Source organism: Microbacterium stercoris, from assembly GCF_017592545.1.
Taxonomy (GTDB): Bacteria; Actinomycetota; Actinomycetes; order Actinomycetales; family Microbacteriaceae; genus Microbacterium; species Microbacterium stercoris.
Window position 1 is genome coordinate 24,970 of record NZ_JAGFOA010000004.1, and the last position, 20,827, is coordinate 45,796.

Sequence of the window (20,827 nt, forward strand, 5' to 3'; positions counted from 1 at the left end):
AGCCGAGCGACAGCTCACGGACTGCTACGCCCTGGCCACAACGAGGTAGGTTGCCGGACATGGTTCCCTTCATCACGGCCATCGCAGCCGGCGCTCTGCCCCTGTGCTCCGTGCTTCTCGGTGCGTGGTTCGTGGGGCTCAGCGAGGTGCCGAAGGACTCACCTGAGCAGAAGCCAACTCGTATCGATGCGGGCACTCCGGCCCGCCTTCTTGTGGTCATCGTCGGCGCATCCCTCATGCTGGTGGGCGAGCCTGTGATCGCTCCGCTGCTTCTGCAATACCTTCTCCTCATCGCCGCCCCGCTGCTGCTCGGCGCCGCCGGGCGCGTGGGCCTCGGAAGGTACCTCGCTGCCCGGGGCTGAGATCCGACAGCCAGCAGGTTCCGTTCCGCTCGGGGCGCGGGTCCGCGTTCGCTGCTCTGTTCGGCCAGGATGGGCGCATGCCCCTGAGCGATGATCCGCGTGCCCGACTCGCCGAGGCCGAGCGACAGCTCGCGGAAGCCGACAGGCTCGAACGCCTGCTCAGTACGCAGCGCGAGGAACTGGCGGCGGCCGGCGCGGCCGTGGCTGAGGCGCAGCGCGTGCTCGGCGAGGAGGCAGAGGATGTCGCCCAGCTCGAGCGCGTCTCCTTCGCGCGGGCGTGGGCGGCGCTTCGCCGCGACACCGATGAGCGGTTGGCGCGGGAACGGGCACAGGAGCAGGCCGCGCGATTCCGGCTCGGTCTCGCCGCTGACCGCCTCGAGGCGGCGATCTCCGCGGTACGAGGCACCGAGCAGGATCGCGCCGCTCTCGGCGACGTCGCATCCGTCCATGCGCAGGCCGAGCGCGACGTGCAGGAATGGGTGCTGCGCCACGACGGCCCCGACGCGCAGACGCTGGCCGAGGTGCTGCGCCGTGTGGCCGTGATCGAGGCCGAGCAGAAAGAAGTCGGCGAGGCCCTCCGCGCGGCGACGGCCGCGCTCCCGCCGCTTGCGCACGCGGCGAAGCACCTCTCCGAGGCGGGAGGTTGGGCCACCTACGACACGTTCCTCGACTCCGGTCTGCTCGTCGACCTCGCCAAGCGCGAGGCGATGGACACCGCGTCGCGGCATCTGCACGAGGCCGATCGCGCCCTCCGATACCTCTCGGTCGAGCTGGGCCACATCGGTCAGCGGGCCTCGATCGACCTGCAGATCTCGGCGGATCTCGACGCGTTCGACCTGTGGTTCGACGACATCTTCTCGTCCTGGGCGGTGCGCGGACAGATCAAGGGCGCACAGGCCAGGGTGCACCGCGCGCGGGACCTGGTCGCGGGCATCGAAGCACGCCTCGCCGTGCAGTCGAACGAGCTCGAATACGCCCTCGCCCGGGCGCGGACGCAGCGCGCGGCCATCCTGCGAGGATGACGGCTCCGGGGGCGGCGACCCCTGCCGCGCTCGGCATGGAGTGAGTACGGTGGGCGGCATGATCGACTGGAACGACGTCGCCCCCAAGTTCGCCGGAACCGCGGTCGCCCACCTCGCCACCGTCGGAAGAGACGGCGGTCCACGCTCGGTGCCGTTGTGGGTCGACGTCGTGGACGAGACCGACCTCGCCTTCTTCACGGAGGCGGGAGCCGCCAAGGACAAGAACATCGGGCACGAGCCCCGCGTCGCGCTCTCGGTCACCGATCCCGCCAACCCGCTCGACATGGCGACGGTGCGGGGCGAGGTGACCGCACGGCTCGAAGGCGAGGCCGCCCTCGTGCTGGTCGACCGCATCGCGGTCAAGTACACGGGGGAGCCCTACGGGGTGCGCACGGGACTCGTCGCCTTCGTGGTGCGCCCCACCTCGTGGTGGGCGCACGACTACGCCGGCTGACTCGCCGCTGTACGGCACCACCCCCGCCGCTGCACGGATGCCGTCGTGCTCGCCACCGCGCGAGACGACGGCCCGCCACCGACACCGGGCAGCGGTGCTTGAATGAGCGGGTGGACGAAGCGGTCGAACGAGCGGAGCTGCAGCGCCGGGCGTACGGTCCGGCGGGCGGCATCGACGCGGACGGCGCCGCGCGACTGGCGTATCTCGAGGAGCGCCACCGCCTGTCCGTCGATCAGGCCGCTCCCGAGGCCCCGCCGCGGAGCGATCCGGGTGCCACCGCCGAGCCGGTCCGCGGGGCCGGGACGCTGCCCCTGGACCCCTCGACGACGCCCGACGGGTCGACGCCTTCCCCCGCGTCCGTACCTCCCGCGCCCACGCCGATGCCGTCGGCGCGGCCGGCGCGCAGGTGGCTCTGGGGCGCGGGGGGCCTGACGCTCGGCCTGGTGATCGGCGCCGCGGTCATGCAGGTGGTCACGGGACCGACGACTCTGCACGCCGATCGGCAGCCGGATGCGGTGCTCTCGGCCGTCGGGGCGGATGACCGCCCCGAGCGCCCGTTCCCGGCCGACTCCGTGGCCTACAGTGCCTACTTCGATCTGGACGTGCGGTCCTGGACCGAGACGATCGACGGCCGAGAACGACACTGCCTCGGGTTCGCCGCTCTGAATGAGCGCGTCGAACCGGGCATCTGGTCGACCTGCACGGCGAGCGGCCTGGATCCGGTGTTCGACATCGAGGTCTGGGACGACGAGGGAGAAGGCCGTCCGATGCTCTTCGGATCGCAGTCGATCGGTGGAGCGGCGGTGGGCACGCAGCTCCGCTTCGTCCTCGACGGGGATGTCGTGAGAGTCTGGCGGATCGATCCGCCGGAGCCGACGACGCCCGATGGGGTGGTCCGGCTCGATGTCGAGACGGGCGAGCTGTCCGAGCCCGAGGCCTGAGCCCTCAGATATCCAGGCTCTCGCCCGGCTCGAGCGGGTGGAACTCGCCACCGCCCTGCTCGGTGGCCCACAGCAGACGCGAGAGGCTCATGCCGCGACCGGCCACCGAGAGGGTCATGTCGTGGGTGCCGAAGGCGTGCCGCGGTGCGACGGCCATCACGAAGTCCATGGCCTCGCCGAGCTTGAGCCACGGGCCTCCGACCGGCGCGGCGAGCACCGCGACCTCGATGCCCTCCGGGGCCTCGAAAGAGTCGCCGGGGTAGTACAGCTCGTTGTTGACGAGCACACCGACGTTGTCGCACTGAGGAATGCTCGAATGGATCTGCGCGTGGGTGCCTCCGAAGAAGCGCAGGGTGAACGCGCCGACGGAGATCTCGTCGCCCGGCAGGACGACGGCGGCCTCGTGCCCGTCGACCTTCTCCGAGATCGCGGCGGCCACCGCGGCCGTCGTGTAGATCGGCACGTTCGGAGCGTGCTGGAAGATGCGCGCGAGCTGCTCGGGAGTCCAGTGGTCGGCGTGCTCGTGGGTGATCACGATCGCATCGAGCACGTGGAGCTCGTCCACGTGCGAGGTGAAGGATCCGGGGTCGATAAGCAGCGCGCGGCCCTCGGCTTCGACGCGGAGGGTGGCGTGCTCGAACTTCGTGATGCGCATGCTCCGAGTCAACCACGCGCGCGACACGCACGGGATCGTCGCAGGGCGGCCCCGATTTGTCCACTGCACGAGGGCATGTCATACTCTTCTAGTTGCCGGAAACGGGAACGGGGCCCGAAAGGGTCCGAAACTAGGACGGCCCCATCGTATAGCGGCCTAGTACGCTGGCCTCTCACGCCGGTAACGCGGGTTCGAATCCCGCTGGGGTCACAATCTCATACTTCTCGCTGTCGCGCGCGGCAGGCGAGATCCGGTCCGCGAGGACCATCAACTAGGACGGCCCCATCGTATAGCGGCCTAGTACGCTGGCCTCTCACGCCGGTAACGCGGGTTCGAATCCCGCTGGGGTCACCACAGCAAGAAGCCCGGTCCGCTCGGACCGGGCTTCTTCGCGTCGCCTCGGATCACGCGGCGTCCTTCGGGGCGTGGGCGATGATGTAGGTGAACAGCGTGGCCGCCAGCGCGGTGGCGCACAGCAGGCCGAGGCCGACGGTGTAGCCCCCGAGCTCCGGGCTGTAGGTGGCGCCCATCAGAAGCGGCGGGAAGAAGCCTCCGAGACCGCCCGCCGCGCCGACCATGCCGGTGATCGTGCCGACACGCGCTTGCGGAGCGCGCTGCGCGACCCAGGTGAAGACGGCGCCCGCGCCGCCGAGCGGTACAGCGCCCGCAGCCTTTCCTGCGCAGTCCATCCGAACCAGTACGAGCCCATTCAGGCGGGCTGTGCGATTGGCACGGCGACGCCGTGCAGCTCGTTGGGCACTTTGTGTGCTTTTCTCGTCGGTGCGGCTCTCGTACGAGGCGTCAAGTGAAACGAGGCGGCTGTTCAGCTCCTCATGCGGAAGGGAACCCACCGCTCTCGTACGTTATGAACGGCACCGTGCCACCGCGAGGGCGGTTGATGATGAGCCGCGTCCACAGTTGTATCGCCGCGCTCCTCATTGAGGTCTTCCAAGCATCGGTACGCTGACCGCGTGCGAGATAACCGCCTAGACCCGCTGCCGTCCGAACTGCGTCGCCGTCGCGAGCAGGCGGCAGCTGAGATGGAGACTGGCATCGCTTGGCTCGACGGTTGTCCAGCTTCCGTCGGCGCCGAGATAGCTGCGGCCGTAGATGAGCTGACCAACGTCTCGTACCGCGTGTACCAGCGTGCTGACAGGCGGCTGGGCTTCCGCGCCTCTCGAGACTGGGTCAGCGAGCGACGACTCCGTGGCGAGGATGACGACATCGCCCGTCTCGACGCTGTAGCCGCCGTCGTTGGCGCGTTTGTATGGCTGGCGGAGAACGACGACGAGTGGGAGGACTCGGGATACAGCAATCGAAACAACTACGAACCGACCTACGACCTGGACACTCTCATTGAGGTACTGAACGACCGCCTGCTTCACGCGCGCGTTGACTGGTCCTTCGAAGATGGCCGTTTCCAGGAGCGCGGGAACTTCGTGATGCACTCCGAGGTGCTGCGCCCGGCCACGATCCTGCTTGCGGACGACCTTACGTTCGTGCGGGCGTCCGCTGCGTTTCAGAGTGCGCTGACGAAGCTGACGAAGGGTGAGGCGGATGTCGCGTTGACAGAAGCAGCTACGTCGCTCCAGGAGTTCTTCCGAGCGCTCGGCGTGGACGGGAACTCTTTGTCGAACCAGCTCGACAACGCAGCGACCCAGAAGGTCATCAGCGGCGCTGATCGGAGTCTCATGAAGCCTCTCATGGACTGGGTCAACGCAGACCGCTCAAATCGGGGCAACGCGCACTACCACCGTGCCGGTGACGTCACGAAGGCGGATGCCTGGCTGATGATGCACGTCGTCGCCGCGCTAATGGTGCGTCTGTCGAACAGGGAGCCGCGCGACATCCTCGCCGCCCGCGAAAAGCGCGAAGCCGACGCGGCCGCAGAGCGCGAGAAGCAGGCCCGGGTCGAACTCGAGGCGGCTCAGGCCGTTGTCGCTGCTCGTGAACCCGACCCGTGGGGGTCGCCCACCCAGTACGGGGACGACACCCCGTTTTGAGTCACTTCCGACTGCTGATGGGCGGGTTCTGACGAATCCAATCGGACCAGACGATATCTACCAGAAGCAACATGTCCCGCTCGCCGACGTACGCGAGGAGCTGACGTTCGTCAGGCTTCTCGTGCCTGGTCACCGCGCAGCGCGCTGCGACTGCTGCGCATCATGACGAGCTCGATGAGGGCCCCATAGCACTCGACCGGCCGGAATCTCTACCGAAGCTGACTCATCGGTTGCGAGCGATGGTCCCACGGCGCTGACAGTATGGGGGAGTTCTGACAAGGGGGAAACGATGACCGAGCCTCGCGCATGGGTTGTTCGCGGCGGTAGCAAGGGTGAGAGCGACCCGCTGTTCCTCAGCGACAACCTCGTAGGTATCGGGTTCACCGAGTGGGGCGACCTCACCGCGGTGGACAGTCGTGAGGCTATGAAGGCACGGGCGCTAAAGGTTCTTCCTGACGCCAGGGAAGCATCGGCGTTCAACTACGCAGCGCAGGCCTGGGCGTTCCGCGGGCGCATCGAGCGCGGCGACTTCGTCGTCGTTCCCTTGAAGAACACGCAGCGCGTCGCCATCGGGCGCATCACCGGCAACTATGAGTACGTCGCCGACGGCCTAGGCGTGCTCCGCCACATCCGCAAGGTGGAGTGGCTGCGCACAGACATCCCGCGCACTGTCATCGGGAAAGACCTGCTCTACTCCATCGGCGCGTTCTCCACGGTTGTGCAGGTGCAGCGCAACGACGCCGCGTGGCGTTTCTCGGTGCTCGCCGGGTCGCCTGACGCGGAGGACCCTGGTGAGCGTTCGGGAGCGACCCCGAAGCCTGTGGCTCCTGTCGAGACGGACGATGACGCAGACCTCGCGGATGCGGCGACCGAGTCCGGTTTCGACATCGACGCGTATGTCTCTGATCGCATCACTGCGCGCATTCGCGAACGCTTCGACGGTCATCGCCTCTCACAGCTCGTTGGCGCGATTCTCGAAGCGGAAGGATTCGTCGTCCAGGTGTCGCCTCCCGGCTCCGACGGGGGAGTGGACATCCTCGCGGGCCGCGGGCTGTTCGGAATGGACTCGCCGCGCGTAGTCGTTCAGGTGAAGTCGGAGCCAAAGGCGGTGAGCGACACGGTCGTCGCGCAACTCCACGGCGCGGTGGCACGCAACGCGGCGGACCAGGGTCTTCTGGTGGCGATGGGCGGCGTGACGAGGCCCGCGGAGCAGCAACTCGTCGGGCAGAGGTTTCGAGTCGCCGTGTGGGATGCCGACCGGCTCCAGCGCGCCATCTTTGACAACTACGACGCGCTGCCCGCTGACGTGAAGGCGGACCTGCCGCTGCGTCGCGCGTGGGTGCTCGCTGAATAGGTGTGACGACCATGTCGACAGCCAAGGTGAACGCCAGCGAGCCGATGAATGCGTTCGTTGAGCACTTCTTGAAGGCTTCCGCGGAGATGGCACGTCTCGCCCTCGATGGCGTCGGCACGGACTCGCAGGCGGACGCTGCGTCAGCTCTGGTGCGAGCAGGGATGTCGCTGGAGTTCGCTTTACGCGCCGTCGTCGCCGGAGTTTCGCCCTCGCTGCTGTTCATCGCTCGCAGTCAGAATGCGACCATGAGCGCGGCAATGGTGCGAGCACATCAGACCGCCCACGTTGAGGTCGAGTGGCTCTCCGCGCAGACCACGACGGATACCGCGGTGGTGCGAAACCTGGCTGCGCAGGCCGTTCCGGGGCTCAGCGACCTCAACGCGGATGTATCAGCCGTGTTCGAGCAGCGCAACGCGGTCGTCCACGCGTATGCCGTGGATACGTCGCAGCTTCGCCCCGTCATGACCTCACTGGCAAAGGTGGTTGCTGCGGTGCTGCCCAGCATCGGCGTGAAGCCAAAGCGGTTTTGGGACAAGGAGCGTCTCGACCTGGTGAATGCACTCATCGACGAGAGGGCTGAGGTGATTCGCGCGGAGGTGGCAGTAAAGATACGTGCCGCCAAAATCCGTTACGAAAAGCTGGAGGCTCAATTGGTCCTAGGTGACTTGTTGGCCGTGGTCGGCCTGATCGAAGACGAAGGCAGCCCCCTCATTCCTCCTGGCCGTGTGGTCTTCCGCGACAAGTGTCCCGCTTGTACGTACCGCGCTGAACTCTTAGTCAAGCCGGAAGACGAGTTCGGCAACCCGGAGGAACTGGAACTAGTGGATTGGGAGGATGGCAGCCCGACGGGGGTGCTTATCCCGCAGCTCCCGACTGCTGTGCAGCTCCAGTGCCCGGTCTGTCGTCTCGCTCTGACGTATGCCGAGTTGCAGGCTGTCTATCCGGGGCTGGCTGACCTCGCCGGGTACGCGGTGGAGCCTCGGCGTGGCACCATCCAGGAATACGACGAGGCTCTCTGACGGTACCAACCGCAGCGGCGACGATTTCACGTCAACCTCAGGTTAGCTAGCGATCGCTGATTCCGCGGCAGTTGACCCCAGCAACGCCTTGGTTTGCTCGTGCTGAATAGCGACCCGCATAGCGGCCTGGCTGCGTCCGGCACCAGGATCCCCTATCGGATTTCTAGCTACAAGCCCTCTATCCCGAATGGCCGCCCCCGCTGGGGTCACCACAGCAAGAAGCCCGGTCCGCTCGGACCGGGCTTCTTCGCGTTGCCGTCGATCACGTGGCGTCCTTCGGGGCGTGGGCGATGATGTAGGTGAACAGCGTGGCCGCCAGCGCGGTGGCGCACAGCAGGGCGAGGCCCACGGTGTAGCCTCCGAGCTCGGGGCTGTAGGTGGCGCCCATCAGAAGCGGCGGGAAGAAGCCTCCGAGACCGCCCGCGGCGCCGACCATGCCGGTGATCGTGCCGACGCGCGCCTGCGGAGCGCGCTGCGCGACCCAGGTGAAGACGGCGCCTGCGCCGCCGGCGAGCAGCATGCCCATGATCACGAACGAAGCCCCGGCGAGCAGCTCCGGCGGTGGCACGAAGGCGATCACGACCGCCATCAGGGCGGTGGCGCCCAGCAGCACCTGCAGCACGCGAGCTGGGCCGAACCGGTCGGAGAGAATGCCGCCGAAGGGGCGCGCGACCACCGCGGCGATGGCGAACCCCGCAGTGCGCGCGCCGGCTCCCGCGAGTTCGTAGCCGTACACCGTGTTGAGGTAGGTCGGCAGATACGTCGAGAAGGCGACGAAGCCGCCGAAGGTCACGGCGTACAGGAACGACATCTGCCAGGTGATGGCGAGGCGCCCCGCGGCCGCGAGCTTCGGCAGCACCCTGTCGGTGTTCGGCTTCCATGCGGGGGAATCCCGCATGAACAGCCACACCAGAAAGGCCATGATGACGAGAGCGACGGCCATGATGACGTGCGTCGGCACATACCCGACCCACTGCACCATACGCGGCGTGAAGAATGCGGACAGAGCGGTGCCGCCCGTTCCCATGCCGAACACGCCGGTGGCGAATCCGCGCTTCTCCGGCGGGTACCAGGCGTTCACGAACGGCACGCCGATCGCGAACGTCGTGCCCGCGATGCCGAGAACGAACCCGAAGATCAGCAGCATCACGTACGAGTCGATGGATCCGGCCCACGCGACCAGGAGCAGAGGGACGGCCGAGATCGCCGTGAACGCGGCGAACATCGAACGACCGCCGTAGCGGTCGGTGAGCACACCCGTGAGGATGCGTCCGAGCGATCCGACCAGCACCGGCACGGCGACGAGGATCGAGGTCTGCGTGGCGGTGAGGTCCATGTCCTGCGCGTAGCGGATGCCCAGCGGACCGATCTCGTTCCACGCCCAGAAGGTGATGGCGAAGGCCGCCGTGGCGAGCCAGAGGTTCTTCGCACGCCCCGGCAGCGGGTGCGTCACGGTCTGCGCCGTGCGGGCGGGCGTGCTCATCGTCGGCCTCCTGTCGGGCGGCGGTCTCTGCGGGTGGGGCGGTCGGACTCCCGATCCGGCGTGCCGATCGGGGCCCACCCGCGCCGGATCGCGCGGGCCGACGAGGGCCGCCCGTCGCGCGAGCGGTAGACGATGTAAGGACGGAACAGATAGTGCAGCGGAGCGGTGAACGCGTGGACCAGCCGTGTGAACGGCCAGATCATAAACAGCACCATTCCGATGAGGGTGTGGATCTGGAACTCGAGGGTGGCCTGCGACATCGCGACGATGTCGGGCTGGAACACGAAAAGCGACCGGAACCACGGGGCGACGGTGTCGCGATAGGTCTGCTCGTGATGGGGCCCGAAGACGCTGATCAGCGTGGTCGCGAGACCTGCGACGATCGCGAGCACCAGCACGACGTACATGAACTTGTCGTTCCAGGTGGTGGCCATGAACACCGGCCCGGTCGTGCGACGGCGGTAGATCAGGATGGCGACCCCGCCGAGGGTCGCGATGCCCGCCACCGCCCCCAGACTCAGCGCGACGACGTGGTACATCTCCTCGGTGACGCCGACGGCAGCGGTCCAGGTGTTGGGGATCACCAGGCCGATCGCGTGGCCGACGATCACAACGAGCAGGCCGAAGTGGAACAGCGGCGAGCCGATGCGCAGCAGCCGCGACTCGTACAGCTGCGATGAGCGGGTGGTCCAGCCGAACTTGTCGTAGCGGTATCGCCAGATGGTGCCGCCGATGAGGATCGCCAGCATCACGTAGGGCAGCACACCCCACAGCAGCAGGTCCCACGTGTTCACGGTCGACCTCCGACGGGCTGGAGCGGCAGGAGCCGCGGATCGTAGGCGTCGAGACCGACGGTCTCGGCGGGAGGCCCGGCCGAGGCCAGCGCCATGGCGGCCTGACGGTCGGCGGGGGAGACGCCGGGCAGCGTGGCGCAGACCGCCGACATCACGCCGGCATACGGCGATCCGCGCTCGGCCAGGGCGATCCGGATCAGCTCCACGCTCGCCCGATACTCCTGCAGGAGCGCCGCGCCCTCATCCGGCCGCTGGGCGGCGAACTCCAGCACGAGCGGCAGGTGATCGGGCAGCTCGCCCGTGCCCGCGAGCTCGAGGCCCGCTTCGCGGTAGCGCTGCTTGAAGCCCGCGAGCACCATGCCGCGACGACGGGTGTCGCCGTCGGTCCAGTACGAGAGGTACAGCGCGTGCCGCTTCGACATGTCGAACGTGTCGACATAGGCCGCCGCGACCTCTTCCGGGCGAGCGGTGTCCCACCAAGCGAACAGCGGCGCGAAGGCCGCCTCCGCGGTGCGCGCGGACTCCCGCAGGGCCGTGCGGATCATCGGGGCCATCGCCAGGATCTCGGCGTCCGGATGCCGCAGGCACAGGGATGCCGCCTGGTACACCACCTCGCGGCGCATCATTCGCCCCCACCGGATCCGCGATCCGGGAACAGACCGGATGGCACGCCGTTGCCGTCCCAGTTGAGCAGGTTGACCCGGCCGCGCAGGGACTCCGTGCCGGCGGCCTCGCCCGATGTCTGCCGTTCCCTGAGGGCCTGGAACGTCTCGACCGCCACGGGCATCGGACGCCCACTCGCCTCACCCAGGGGACCGGAGCCCATCTCGTACGGGCCGCCGTCGAAGTCGAGCGAGCAGCCCAGCTCCTCGAGCTCGTGCGCGCGCTCGAAGTGCGCGGTCGGGATGACATAGCGCTCGTCGTACTTGGCTATCGCGAGCAGGCGGTACATCTCGTACATCACATCGCCGGTCATGCCGACGGCGTTCGCGATCGACTCGTCGCGCTCGCCGCCGAGGGCGATGTCGCGCAGGTAGGCCCTCATGGCAGCCAGCTTGTGCAGCACGCCGTTGATGATGTTGGTGTCGCCCGCGGTGAACAGCTCGGCCAGGTACTCCTGCGGGATGCGGAGGCTCTCGATCGCCCCGAACAGCGTGCCCGCTGACTCCGCGTCGTGGCCCTGGTCACGCAGCAGGTCGACGATCGGCGACAGCGGCGGGATGTACCAGACCATCGGCATCGTGCGGTACTCGGGGTGCAGCGGAAGGGCCACGCGATACTTCTTCGCCAGCGCATAGACAGGCGAACGGCGCGCGGCGTCCATCCAGTCGTAGGGGATGTCGCCCTGCTCGCGCACGGCGGCCATCACCTCCGGATCGTCCGGATCCAGGATCAGCGACAGCTGCGCCTCGTAGAGGTCCTTCGGGTCGGGCGTCGAAGCCGCCTCCGTGACCCGGTCGGCGTCGTAGAGGAACAGACCCAGGTAGCGCAGACGCCCGACGCACGTCTCCGAGCACACGGTGGGCAGGCCCACCTCGAGGCGCGGATAGCAGAGCGTGCACTTCTCGGCCTTGCCGGTCTTGTGGTTGAAGTAGATCTTCTTGTACGGGCAGCCGGTGATGCACTGACGCCAGCCGCGGCAGCGATCCTGATCCACCAGGACGATGCCGTCCTCCGCGCGCTTGTAGATGGCACCCGACGGGCACGACGCCATGCAGGACGGATTGAGGCAGTGCTCGCAGATGCGGGGCAGATAGAACATAAACGTCTGCTCGAACTGCATCTTGATCTTGTCCTCGGACTCGCGTCGCACCTTCGCGACGATCGGGTCGAGGTGGCCCATCTCGCTCGCGCCGCCGAGGTTGTCGTCCCAGTTGGCCGACCACGTGATCTTCGTGTCCTCGCCCGTGATGAGCGACTTGGGACGTGCGACGGGGAAGTCGTCTCCGAGGGGCGCCTCGATGAGCGTCTCGTAGTCGTACGTCCAGGGCTCGTAGTAGTCCTCGAGCTTCGGCTGCACGGGGGAGGAGAAGATCGTCAGCAGCTTCTTCACACGACCGCCGGCGCGCAGCTTCAGCCGGCCGCGCTTGTTCACGACCCAGCCGCCCTGCCACTGATCCTGATCCTCGTACCGGCGCGGGTAGCCCTGGCCGGGGCGGGTCTCGACGTTGTTGAACCAGACGTACTCGGTGCCGGCGCGATTCGTCCACGCCTGCTTGCACGTGACCGAGCACGTGTGGCATCCGATGCACTTGTCGAGGTTCATGACCATGCCCATCTGGGCCATCACTCTCATGCCGTCATCCCCGTCTCCGCTGGTCGATCGTCAGTACCGGACGTCCTGCGAGCGGCGCCGGATGGTCGCCACCATGTCGCGCTGGTTGCCCGTCGGGCCCAGGTAGTTGAACGCGTAGGAAAGCTGCGCGTACCCGCCGATCAGGTGGGTGGGCTTGACGAGCAGGCGGGTCACCGAGTTGTGGATGCCGCCGCGACGGCCCGTCGCCTCGGACTTCGGCACGTCGATCGTGCGCTCCTGCACGTGGTGCACATAGACGACGCCCGCGGGCATGCGGTGCGACACCACCGCACGGGCCACGAGGACGCCGTTGGAGTTGACGCACTCGACCCACTCGTTGTCGGCCGCGCCGATCGCGGCGGCATCCTCGGGGCTCATCCACACGGTGGGGCCGCCGCGAGAGAGCGACAGCATAAAGAGGTTGTCCTGGTACTCCGAGTGGATCGACCACTTGGAGTGCGGTGTCAGGTAGCGCACCGTGACCTGCTGAGATCCGTCCGGCCCGAGTCGGGACTCGCCGAACAGTCGGTGCATGTCGAGCGGAGGGCGGTAGATGGGCAGCCCCTCGCCGAGATCGCGCATCCAGTCGTGGTCGAGGTAGAAGTGCATCCGGCCCGTGAGGGTGTGGAACGGCTTCAGCCGCTCGATGTTCACCGTGAACGGGGCGTAGCGGCGTCCGCCCGTTTCCGACCCGGACCACTCGGGCGACGTGATGACGGGGACGGGAGCCGCCTGCGTCATCGCGAAGGTGATCCGCTTCTCCGAGGCGCCCTCGGCGAGGTCGACGAGCTTCCCGCCGACCCGCTTCTCGAGCGTGCGGAACCCCTGGGAGGCGAGTTCGCCGTTGGTGGTTCCCGAGAACGTCAGGATCGCCTGCGCCAGCTTCTGATCCGTGTCGATCGCCGGGCGTCCTGCCGCGGCTCCGCTGTCCATCACGCCGTTCTCGTGCGCGAGACGCTCCACCTCGTGCGAGACGTCGTAGGTGACGTTCTTGATGGTGAAACCCAGCTTGTCGGCCAGCGGCCCGACCGTGGCCAGCTGATCCGCGATGGCGGTGTAGTCGCGCTCGATGATGGTGAACGCCGGCATCGTCTTGCCTGGGATGGGAGAGACATCGCCCCGCGCCCAGTCGCGCACCGCGCCGCCGGGCTGCGCCACCTCGCCGGGGGTGTCGTGCTGCAGGGGAACCGAGACGAGATCCTTGCGCGTGCCGAGATGCGTGGCGGCGAGACGAGAGAACTCCCGCGCGATCGCATGGAACAGGTCGAAATCGCTCTTCGCCTCCCACGGCGGATCGATCGCCGGGGTGAAGGCGTGCACAAAGGGGTGCATGTCGGTGGAGGAGAGATCGTGCTTCTCGTACCAGGTGGCCGCAGGAAAGACGACATCCGACAGCAGCGTGGTCGATGTCATGCGGAAGTCCGCCGAGACCAGCAGATCGAGCTTGCCCTCGGGGATGTCCTCGCGCCAGACGATCTCCCGGGGTCGCACCGACGCCTCATCCGACGCCATCGAGTTGCTGTGCGTGCCGAGCAGGTGCTTCAGGAAGTGCTCGTTGCCCTTGGCCGAGGAGCCCATGAGGTTCGACCGCCACAGCGTGAGCAGGCGCGGCCAGTTCTCGGGCGCGTCCACGTCGTGGATGGCCGGGGTGATCTCACCCCGCACCAGCGACTGCGCCACGTAGGCCGCGGCGCTCTCGGCCTCACCGGCGTCGACGGCGGCCGCCGCTCTGTCCGCCAGGTCGAGCGGATTCACGTCGAACTGGGGATAGAACGGCATCCATCCGAGACGCGCCGACTGCGCGATCGTGTCGGCCGTGTGCATGCCCTCGAGGTGGCCGTCTGCCAGGGGAGAGGCCAGCGCATCCGCCGAGTAGCCGTCGAAGCGCCACTGGTCGGTGTGCATGTACCAGTACGCCGTGCCGATCATCGTGCGCGGCGGACGATTCCAATCGAGCGCGTTCGCCAGCGACAGCCAGCCCGTGATCGGACGACACTTCTCCTGACCGACGTAATGCGCCCATCCGCCGCCGTTGCGCCCCATCGCGCCCGTCAGGATCAGCAGGGCGAGGATGGCACGGTACGTCGCGTCCCCATGGAACCACTGGCAGATGCCCGCGCCCATGATGATCATCGTGCGGCCCTGCGAGTCGATCGAGTTCCTCGCGAACTCACGGGCGATGCGCTCGCACGCCTGGGTGGGCACACCCGTGATCTCCTCCTGCCACGCCGGGGTGTACGGCACCGACGCATCGTCGTAGCCCGTGGGCCACACCCCCGGGAGCCCCGGCCGCGCGACGCCGTACTGCGCGAGCATCAGGTCGAGCACTGTCGTCACCAGGCGCCCGGCCACGCGCGTGGCCGGCACCCCACGGCGCAGGATGCCGCCCGACCCGTCGGGGGAGTCGAACCGCGGGAACAGCACCTCCACGTCCTCGGTCGCGCTCGCCGCAGGGAGGTCGGCGATCGTGAGGGCGGGAACCACGCCCTCGAGGCCGAGGTTCCAGCGGCCCTCACCGCTGTCGGCATAGCGGAACCCCATCGAGCCGTTGGGGACGCGGGGTTCGCCCGTCGCCTCATCCAGGACGACGGTCTTCCACCTGTCTTCGTCGGTCGCGCCTCCGAGGTCCGCCGAGGTGAGGAAGGTGCCCGGCACGTAGGCGCCGTCCTTCTCGACGAGCGCGATGAGGTGCGGCAGGTCGGTGTAGGTGCGGGCGAAGTCGGCGAAGAACGGCTCCCGGCTCTTCACGTAGTGCTCGTTGAGCATCACGTGGCCCATCGCCATCGCGAGGGCCGCGTCGGTGCCGGCCTGGCAGGGCAGCCACTCGTCGGCGAACTTCGTGTTGTCGGCGTAGTCGGGGCTGACCGTGACGACCTTCGTGCCGCGGTAGCGCACCTCGGCCATCCAGTGCGCGTCGGGCGTGCGCGTGACCGGCACGTTCGATCCCCACATCATGAGGTAGGTGGCGTCCCACCAGTCGCCCGACTCGGGCACGTCCGTCTGGTCGCCGAAGACCTGCGGGCTCGCCACCGGCAGGTCGGCGTACCAGTCGTAGAACGAGGTCATCACGCCGCCGATGAGCTGCGTGAAGCGTGTGCCGATGCAGTGCGACACCATCGACATCGCGGGGATGGGCGAGAAGCCGGCGACGCGATCCGGACCGTGCTCCTTGATCGTGTGCACGTAGCCGGCGGCCGTGAGCTCGACCGCCTCCTGCCAGCTCGCCCGCACGAGACCGCCCTTGCCGCGGGCCTGCTGATAACGACGGCGGGTCTCGGGATCCGAGACCACCTCGTGGAACGCCTCGACAGGATCACCGCCCGTGCGCGCCTTCGCCGCGCGGTACTCCTCGAGCAGCGCGCCGCGCACGTACGGGTAGCGCACGCGCGTGGGGGAGTAGGTGTACCAGGAGAACGCGGCCCCGCGGGGGCAGCCGCGGGGCTCGTACTCGGGGCGGTCGGGACCGACGCTCGGGTAGTCGGTCTGCTGGGCCTCCCACGTGATGATGCCGTCCTTGACGTACACCTTCCAGGAGCACGACCCCGTGCAGTTCACACCGTGAGTGGAGCGGACGACCTTGTCGTGGCTCCAGCGGTCACGGTAGAAGACGTCTCCGTCGCGCCCTCCGCTGCGGAACTCGGCGCGGTGATCCGCTGTCTGCTCGCGTCTCGTGAAGAACCTTCCGGTAGCCAGCAGCGCGTCGGTAGCGGGGCCGTCCACACCGATTCGGGGCGTCATGCCGCCGAATGTAGCGATGCCGGAAGACGCGCGCTACACCCTCGGGCAAATGAATGAAGCCGAGATCAGCTGTCGCTTTTCTTTCGACGCAGACCCTTGCGGATGACCACGATGAGGGCCAGGATGACCGCCGCCACCCCGAGCCAGGGCAGAACGAAGCCGAGGCCGATCACGATCCCGTTCAGGGTGGCGAGCAGCCCGTTCCACCCCGCGAGCAGACCGTCGCCGAACCCGGCGGGATCGGCCTTGACCGGGGGCGCCTCGGTGAGCAGCGACACCGAGAGCGTCGACATCGCCACCTGGCCTTCGAGAGACTCCAGCTGCTGCTCGAGCGACTCGAGCTCGGCCTGACGCTGCGCCAGCGCCGTCTCGACCTGCACGAGGTCGCCGACGCTGCCGGCCTGCGACATGAGCGTCGTCAGCCGCTCGACCGACGCCCGCGCGGCGTCGATGCGGGCGCGCAGGTCGACGGCAGTGCTCGTGACGTCCTGCGTGCCTACGCGGCTGCTCTCGACCTCGCCGATGTCCTCCAGGGAGGTCATCACGGCGTCGAGGTCGTCGGCAGGGATCCGGAGCGACACGAAGCCCCCGTCTTCCGGAACCCACACGGTGCTGTCCGTCTCCGCGGGCGCGTAGGACCGATCCATGCCGATCGAGAGCTGCTCGACCCATCCGCCATGGTCCACGGCGAGGTCCGCGACCTCGCGCGCCGCGGACTCCGGATCGTCGACGAGGATGCTCGCCGACCCGGTGCGGATGATCTCGCGCTCGTCCGGCGCCACGGTGGTCTGTCCCGCGCTCGCGTCGCCGTCGACGGTCTGGCCGGCAGGTGCGTCCGTCACGGCGCCGTCCTCCGACGAGAGGCCTTTGGCTCCCTCCGGCAGCGGGGCCATCTCCGGCGCCGCGGCACCGCCGGCATCGGATGAGCTCGTCGCCGTGCCGCCGTTCAATCCGCCGAGCACCGCCGGCGAGATCACGGCGGCCACAGCGACGATGGCCGCCGCGATGCCGATGCCCTGCCAGAGGCGCCGTCGACGGCGCGGCGCGGCCGCCCGCGCGGGACGGTCCTCGCGGATCGCCTCGAAGACCCGTGCCTCGATGCGCCCGAGCGTCTCGTCGGACACCTCCGGCAGCCCGTCGTCCTGCTTCATGTCGATCACGACGCCTCCTCCGTCACGGCGGTCCGCAGTCGCGTGCGGATGCGGGAGAGACGGTTGCGCACGACCCCGTGGGCGACGCCGAGTTCGTCGGCAGCGGCCTGGTACGCGTACCCCTCGCCGACACAGAGGCGGAAGATGCGCTGATCCAGCTCGGAGAGGCCGTCCACGGCGCGCAGGATGCGATCGGCGAGCTCTGCGTCGATGACCTGCTGCTCGATGTCCACGGTGCCGGCGGAGCGCTCGTCGAGCTCATCCGCCTCCGCTCGCCGCAGGGCGCGCAGCCGGTTGGCCGACTGGAAGCGGCAGATCGTCGCGAGCCACGGCAGCAGCGAGTCGCCCGCCAGCTCGAACCCCGGGAGTTTGCGCCACGCGACGACGAAGGTCTCCTGGGTGACGTCCTCGGCGTCGGCATCGGCATGCAGCAGGCCGCGCGCGATCCAGTAGACGGGGCGCGCGTGCCGGCGATACAGCTGCCGGAACGCCTGCTCGCTCCCGGCTGCCGCGCGCGCGACGAGCGCGGCGTCCGGCTCGAGTGTGGCGTCCATCGTCGTGGCGATTCCTCTCGCGAACCGGGGCGGTCCGCGTCGTCTCTCACTCTGTCAGTGTCGGCAGCGGGCGGATCGTCTCGGTTCGGTGACGACGGATCCTCGACTCGCGTGACATCCCCGAAACCGGGCGCGGCTATCCTTGACCCTGCGAGAGGGAGTATCCCGGAAGAAGCGCGCTCGTCATCACGGATCTCGACGGAGGGATCCCGGGCCGCACCGCCGTCAGCGGCGGGGGAGAGACTCTCGTCTCATAGCCGAGCCCTCACGCGGAGGGCCCGTACCCGAAAGGCCCGCATGGACCTGTACCTCCCCCTGTGGTTCGAGATCGGATCCCTCGTCGTTCTGACGGTGATCCTGATCGCCGACCTGCTGCTCATCCTCAAGCGCCCGCACATCCCCTCGACGAAGGAATCGACGCTGTGGGTCGTGTTCTACATCGTCCTGGCGCTCATCTTCGCGATGCTGATGTGGAACATCGCCGGCGCCGAATACGGTCAGCAGTTCCTGCTCGGCTGGATGACCGAATACAGCCTCTCGATCGACAACCTGTTCGTGTTCGTGCTGATCATGAGCCAGTTCGCCGTGCCCCGGAAGCTGCAGCAGGAAGTGCTGATGGTGGGCATCATCATCGCGCTTGTGCTGCGAGGCGCCTTCATCCTCCTCGGCGCGACCCTCATCGAGAACTTCTCCTGGATCTTCTACGTGTTCGGTGCGTTCCTCGTCTACACCGCGATCCGCCAGGCGCTCCCGGAGAAGCTCGAAGAGGACGAGAAGCAGGAGAACGCGATCGTGCGCTTCCTGCGTCGCTTCATCGACATCAGTGAGAACTACGACGGCAAGAAGCTGCGCACGGTCGTCGACGGCAAGCGCTACTTCACCCCGTTGCTGCTGGTGTTCGTCGCGATCGGCGTGACCGACCTCATGTTCGCGATCGACTCGATCCCGGCGATCTACGGCCTCACCCGCAGCCCGTTCATCGTCTTCACCGCGAACATCTTCGCCCTCATGGGTCTCCGCCAGCTGTACTTCCTGCTGGGCGACCTGCTCGAGCGCCTGAAGTACCTGCACTACGGCGTCGCCTTCATCCTGTTCTTCATCGGCGTGAAGCTGTTCTTCCACGCGATGCACGAGAACGAGCTGCCCTTCATCAACGGCGGCCAGCACATCGAGTGGGCGCCGGAGATCAACAACTGGGTCTCGCTGGCGGTCATCGTCCTGTCGATGGCGGTGGCGACGATCGCGAGCCTCGTCTCCTCCTCGCGCGAGAAGCGCAAGGCGGGCATCGAGAGCTGATCTCAGCGATCTGACACGCGGCGCGGAGATCTGCTGAACGGCACGATCTCCGCGCCGTCGTCGTCTGTGCACTCTGTGCAGAAGGCGTCCTCACGCGAAGCAGGATGTTAGTCTGGGCCCATGCGGTTCGCCGGAGTTCTTCTCCTTCTGCGCCGCGGCGGGATCCTGCTCTAGGCCTCTCCCCGTCGCGGAGTCCGTCGCGCAGGCCGACCACGCGAACCACCCCCGGAGAAGACACATGAGCGACAGCACCACCCCCGCCCGCCCTCGCACCCTGGCCGAGAAGGTCTGGGACGACCACCTGGTCGTGAAGGGCGAAGACGGTCAGCCCGACCTGATCTACATCGACCTGCACCTGGTCCACGAGGTCACGAGCCCGCAGGCCTTCGACGGCCTCCGCGCCGAGGGGCGTCCCCTGCGCCGCGTCGATCTGACGATCGCGACCGAGGACCACAACACGCCGACGGTCGACATCGACAAGCCGATCGCCGATCTCACCAGCCGCACGCAGATCGAGACGCTGCGCCGCAACGCCGCCGAGTTCGGGGTGCGACTGCACTCGCTCGGCGACAAGGAGCAGGGGATCGTCCACGTGGTCGGCCCGCAGCTGGGCCTCACGATGCCCGGCATCACCGTGGTGTGCGGCGACAGCCACACCTCCACCCACGGTGCCTTCGGCGCCATGGCCTTCGGCATCGGCACCTCCGAGGTCGAGCACGTGATGGCCACGCAGACGCTCCCGCTGAAGCCCTTCAAGACCATGGCCATCAACGTCGAGGGCACGCTGCGGCCCGGCGTGACCGCGAAGGACATCATCCTGGCGGTCATCGCCAAGATCGGCACCGGCGGCGGCCAGGGCTACGTGCTCGAGTACCGCGGTAGCGCGATCCGCTCGCTGTCGATGGACGGCCGCATGACGATCTGCAACATGTCGATCGAAGCCGGGGCTCGGGCCGGCATGGTCGCGCCGGACGAGACCACCTTCGAGTACCTGAAGGGGCGCCCGCATGCGCCCAAGGGACAGGACTGGGACGACGCCGTCGCCTATTGGAAGACCCTGCCGACGGACGAGGGCGCCGTCTTCGACGCCGAGGTGTTCCTGAACGCCGACGAGCTCGAGCCGTTCGTCACGTGGGGCACCAACCCCGGCCAGGGCGTCTCGCTGAGCGATGTCGTGCCGACGCCCGCCGACATCGCCGACCCGAACGAGCGCGCCGCCGCCGAGCGCGCGCTCGAGTACATGGACCTGCAGGCCGGCACCCCGCTGAAGGAGGTGAAGGTCGACGCGGTGTTCATGGGCTCGTGCACCAACAGCCGTCTTGATGACCTGCGCGCCTTCGCCTCGATCATCAAGGGCAAGAAGAAGGCCGACGGCGTCCGCGTGATGGTCGTTCCCGGATCGGCGCGCGTGCGCCTGGAGGCCGAGGCCGAGGGCCTCGACAAGGTGTTCACCGACTTCGGCGCCGAATGGCGCTTCGCGGGCTGCTCGATGTGCCTCGGGATGAACCCCGACCAGCTGGCACCGGGGGAGCGCTGCGCCTCCACGAGCAACCGCAACTTCGAGGGTCGCCAGGGCAAGGGCGGGCGCACCCACCTCGTCTCGCCGCTCGTCGCGGCCGCCACGGCGATCCGCGGCACCCTCTCGAGCCCGGCCGATCTGGGCTTCGAGGGCAACGAGATGACGACGAACGGCTCGGAGGCCTGA

Annotated in this window: 18 protein-coding genes and 2 tRNA genes; 11 read left to right on the top strand and 9 right to left on the bottom strand. The window is 68.1% G+C overall.

Annotation, left to right across the window (positions count from 1 at the left end; translation table 11 throughout):
* Positions 1–59 precede the first annotated feature (59 nt).
* From J5V96_RS10280 to J5V96_RS10295, 4 genes are all read left to right on the top strand, one after another.
* Complete coding sequence (locus tag J5V96_RS10280; RefSeq protein ID WP_208503485.1) at positions 60–362, top strand: hypothetical protein; 303 nt, start codon at positions 60–62, stop codon at positions 360–362.
* A 77-nt stretch (positions 363–439) separates the two neighbouring features.
* The gene (locus J5V96_RS10285) at positions 440–1,384 is read left to right on the top strand and encodes a hypothetical protein (RefSeq protein ID WP_208503487.1); all 945 of its coding nucleotides are present in this window, start codon (positions 440–442) and stop codon (positions 1,382–1,384) included.
* A 58-nt stretch (positions 1,385–1,442) separates the two neighbouring features.
* Positions 1,443–1,838 carry a pyridoxamine 5'-phosphate oxidase family protein gene (locus J5V96_RS10290; RefSeq protein WP_208503490.1) on the top strand — a complete coding sequence of 132 codons (396 nt, stop codon included), beginning with the start codon at positions 1,443–1,445 and terminating at the stop codon, positions 1,836–1,838.
* A 110-nt stretch (positions 1,839–1,948) separates the two neighbouring features.
* Positions 1,949–2,779, top strand: a complete 831-nt coding sequence (locus J5V96_RS10295; protein WP_208503492.1) for a hypothetical protein — start codon at positions 1,949–1,951, stop codon at positions 2,777–2,779.
* A gap of 4 nt (positions 2,780–2,783) precedes the next feature.
* Here J5V96_RS10295 and J5V96_RS10300 read toward each other — a convergent pair whose 3' ends face one another.
* A complete protein-coding gene (locus J5V96_RS10300) occupies positions 2,784–3,434 on the bottom strand; it encodes an MBL fold metallo-hydrolase (protein WP_208503494.1) in 651 nt (216 codons plus the stop codon).
* Between the two features lie 137 nt (positions 3,435–3,571).
* Here J5V96_RS10300 and J5V96_RS10305 point away from each other — a divergent pair.
* Positions 3,572–3,644: transfer RNA gene (locus J5V96_RS10305), tRNA-Glu, on the top strand.
* A 68-nt stretch (positions 3,645–3,712) separates the two neighbouring features.
* A tRNA-Glu gene (locus J5V96_RS10310) sits at positions 3,713–3,788 on the top strand.
* 50 nt (positions 3,789–3,838) lie between these two features.
* On the opposite strand, the gene J5V96_RS10315 is transcribed toward J5V96_RS10310, so the two are convergent.
* Positions 3,839–4,123, bottom strand: coding sequence for a hypothetical protein (locus J5V96_RS10315; RefSeq protein WP_208503496.1), 285 nt, complete (start codon positions 4,121–4,123; stop codon positions 3,839–3,841).
* Between the two features lie 282 nt (positions 4,124–4,405).
* On the opposite strand from J5V96_RS10315, the gene J5V96_RS10320 reads away from it, so the two are divergent.
* The 3 genes from J5V96_RS10320 (at position 4,406) to J5V96_RS10330 (ending at position 7,810) form a co-directional block, all read left to right on the top strand.
* On the top strand, positions 4,406–5,437 hold the full coding sequence (locus J5V96_RS10320) for a hypothetical protein (RefSeq protein WP_208503498.1): 1,032 nt from the start codon (positions 4,406–4,408) through the stop codon (positions 5,435–5,437).
* A gap of 289 nt (positions 5,438–5,726) precedes the next feature.
* Positions 5,727–6,791: a restriction endonuclease gene (locus J5V96_RS10325; protein ID WP_208503501.1), complete on the top strand. Its 1,065-nt coding sequence runs from the start codon at positions 5,727–5,729 to the stop codon at positions 6,789–6,791.
* A gap of 11 nt (positions 6,792–6,802) precedes the next feature.
* The gene (locus J5V96_RS10330; protein ID WP_208503502.1) at positions 6,803–7,810 is read left to right on the top strand and encodes a hypothetical protein; all 1,008 of its coding nucleotides are present in this window, start codon (positions 6,803–6,805) and stop codon (positions 7,808–7,810) included.
* A gap of 262 nt (positions 7,811–8,072) precedes the next feature.
* Here J5V96_RS10330 and J5V96_RS10335 read toward each other — a convergent pair whose 3' ends face one another.
* The 7 genes from J5V96_RS10335 to J5V96_RS10365 all read right to left on the bottom strand — a co-directional run bounded on the left by J5V96_RS10335 (position 8,073) and on the right by J5V96_RS10365 (position 17,826).
* Entirely contained in the window at positions 8,073–9,293 is a 1,221-nt protein-coding gene (locus J5V96_RS10335; protein WP_307793586.1) for a nitrate/nitrite transporter, read from the bottom strand.
* Entirely contained in the window at positions 9,290–10,087 is a 798-nt protein-coding gene (gene narI, locus J5V96_RS10340) for a respiratory nitrate reductase subunit gamma (RefSeq protein WP_208503504.1), read from the bottom strand. The genes J5V96_RS10335 and narI overlap by 4 nt, the downstream gene beginning before the upstream one ends.
* Complete coding sequence (gene narJ, locus J5V96_RS10345; RefSeq protein ID WP_236014742.1) at positions 10,084–10,710, bottom strand: nitrate reductase molybdenum cofactor assembly chaperone; 627 nt, start codon at positions 10,708–10,710, stop codon at positions 10,084–10,086. Before narJ ends, narI begins: the two co-directional genes overlap by 4 nt.
* Positions 10,710–12,383 carry a nitrate reductase subunit beta gene (narH, locus tag J5V96_RS10350; RefSeq protein WP_208503508.1) on the bottom strand — a complete coding sequence of 558 codons (1,674 nt, stop codon included), beginning with the start codon at positions 12,381–12,383 and terminating at the stop codon, positions 10,710–10,712. The genes narJ and narH overlap by 1 nt, the downstream gene beginning before the upstream one ends.
* 30 nt (positions 12,384–12,413) lie before the next feature.
* On the bottom strand, positions 12,414–16,121 hold the full coding sequence (locus J5V96_RS10355) for a nitrate reductase subunit alpha (protein ID WP_208503510.1): 3,708 nt from the start codon (positions 16,119–16,121) through the stop codon (positions 12,414–12,416).
* Positions 16,122–16,186: 65 nt separating this feature from the next.
* Positions 16,187–17,272: a DUF4349 domain-containing protein gene (locus tag J5V96_RS10360; RefSeq protein WP_236014763.1), complete on the bottom strand. Its 1,086-nt coding sequence runs from the start codon at positions 17,270–17,272 to the stop codon at positions 16,187–16,189.
* Between the two features lie 5 nt (positions 17,273–17,277).
* Complete coding sequence (locus tag J5V96_RS10365; protein WP_208503514.1) at positions 17,278–17,826, bottom strand: RNA polymerase sigma factor; 549 nt, start codon at positions 17,824–17,826, stop codon at positions 17,278–17,280.
* Positions 17,827–18,123: 297 nt separating this feature from the next.
* Here J5V96_RS10365 and J5V96_RS10370 point away from each other — a divergent pair, with 297 nt between their 5' ends.
* Together J5V96_RS10370 and leuC are read left to right on the top strand one after the other, a co-directional pair.
* On the top strand, positions 18,124–19,122 hold the full coding sequence (locus J5V96_RS10370) for a TerC family protein (protein WP_208503517.1): 999 nt from the start codon (positions 18,124–18,126) through the stop codon (positions 19,120–19,122).
* A 238-nt stretch (positions 19,123–19,360) separates the two neighbouring features.
* On the top strand, positions 19,361–20,827 hold the full coding sequence (gene leuC, locus J5V96_RS10375; protein WP_208503518.1) for a 3-isopropylmalate dehydratase large subunit: 1,467 nt from the start codon (positions 19,361–19,363) through the stop codon (positions 20,825–20,827).

Bases quoted from the DNA above. Each gene is read 5' to 3' on its own strand.
- J5V96_RS10280 (WP_208503485.1), top strand. From the start codon at position 60: ATGGTTCCCTTCATCACGGCCATCGCAGCCGGCGCTCTGCCCCTGTGC.
- J5V96_RS10370 (WP_208503517.1), top strand. From the start codon at position 18,124: ATGGACCTGTACCTCCCCCTGTGGTTCGAGATCGGATCCCTCGTCGTT.
- J5V96_RS10285 (WP_208503487.1), top strand. From the start codon at position 440: ATGCCCCTGAGCGATGATCCGCGTGCCCGACTCGCCGAGGCCGAGCGA.
- J5V96_RS10335 (WP_307793586.1), bottom strand. From the start codon at position 9,293: ATGAGCACGCCCGCCCGCACGGCGCAGACCGTGACGCACCCGCTGCCG.
- narJ (WP_236014742.1), bottom strand. From the start codon at position 10,710: ATGCGCCGCGAGGTGGTGTACCAGGCGGCATCCCTGTGCCTGCGGCAT.
- J5V96_RS10315 (WP_208503496.1), bottom strand. From the start codon at position 4,123: ATGGACTGCGCAGGAAAGGCTGCGGGCGCTGTACCGCTCGGCGGCGCG.
- narH (WP_208503508.1), bottom strand. From the start codon at position 12,383: ATGAGAGTGATGGCCCAGATGGGCATGGTCATGAACCTCGACAAGTGC.
- J5V96_RS10330 (WP_208503502.1), top strand. From the start codon at position 6,803: ATGTCGACAGCCAAGGTGAACGCCAGCGAGCCGATGAATGCGTTCGTT.
- J5V96_RS10355 (WP_208503510.1), bottom strand. From the start codon at position 16,121: ATGACGCCCCGAATCGGTGTGGACGGCCCCGCTACCGACGCGCTGCTG.
- leuC (WP_208503518.1), top strand. From the start codon at position 19,361: ATGAGCGACAGCACCACCCCCGCCCGCCCTCGCACCCTGGCCGAGAAG.
- J5V96_RS10290 (WP_208503490.1), top strand. From the start codon at position 1,443: ATGATCGACTGGAACGACGTCGCCCCCAAGTTCGCCGGAACCGCGGTC.
- J5V96_RS10300 (WP_208503494.1), bottom strand. From the start codon at position 3,434: ATGCGCATCACGAAGTTCGAGCACGCCACCCTCCGCGTCGAAGCCGAG.
- J5V96_RS10365 (WP_208503514.1), bottom strand. From the start codon at position 17,826: ATGGACGCCACACTCGAGCCGGACGCCGCGCTCGTCGCGCGCGCGGCA.
- J5V96_RS10360 (WP_236014763.1), bottom strand. From the start codon at position 17,272: ATGAAGCAGGACGACGGGCTGCCGGAGGTGTCCGACGAGACGCTCGGG.
- J5V96_RS10325 (WP_208503501.1), top strand. From the start codon at position 5,727: ATGACCGAGCCTCGCGCATGGGTTGTTCGCGGCGGTAGCAAGGGTGAG.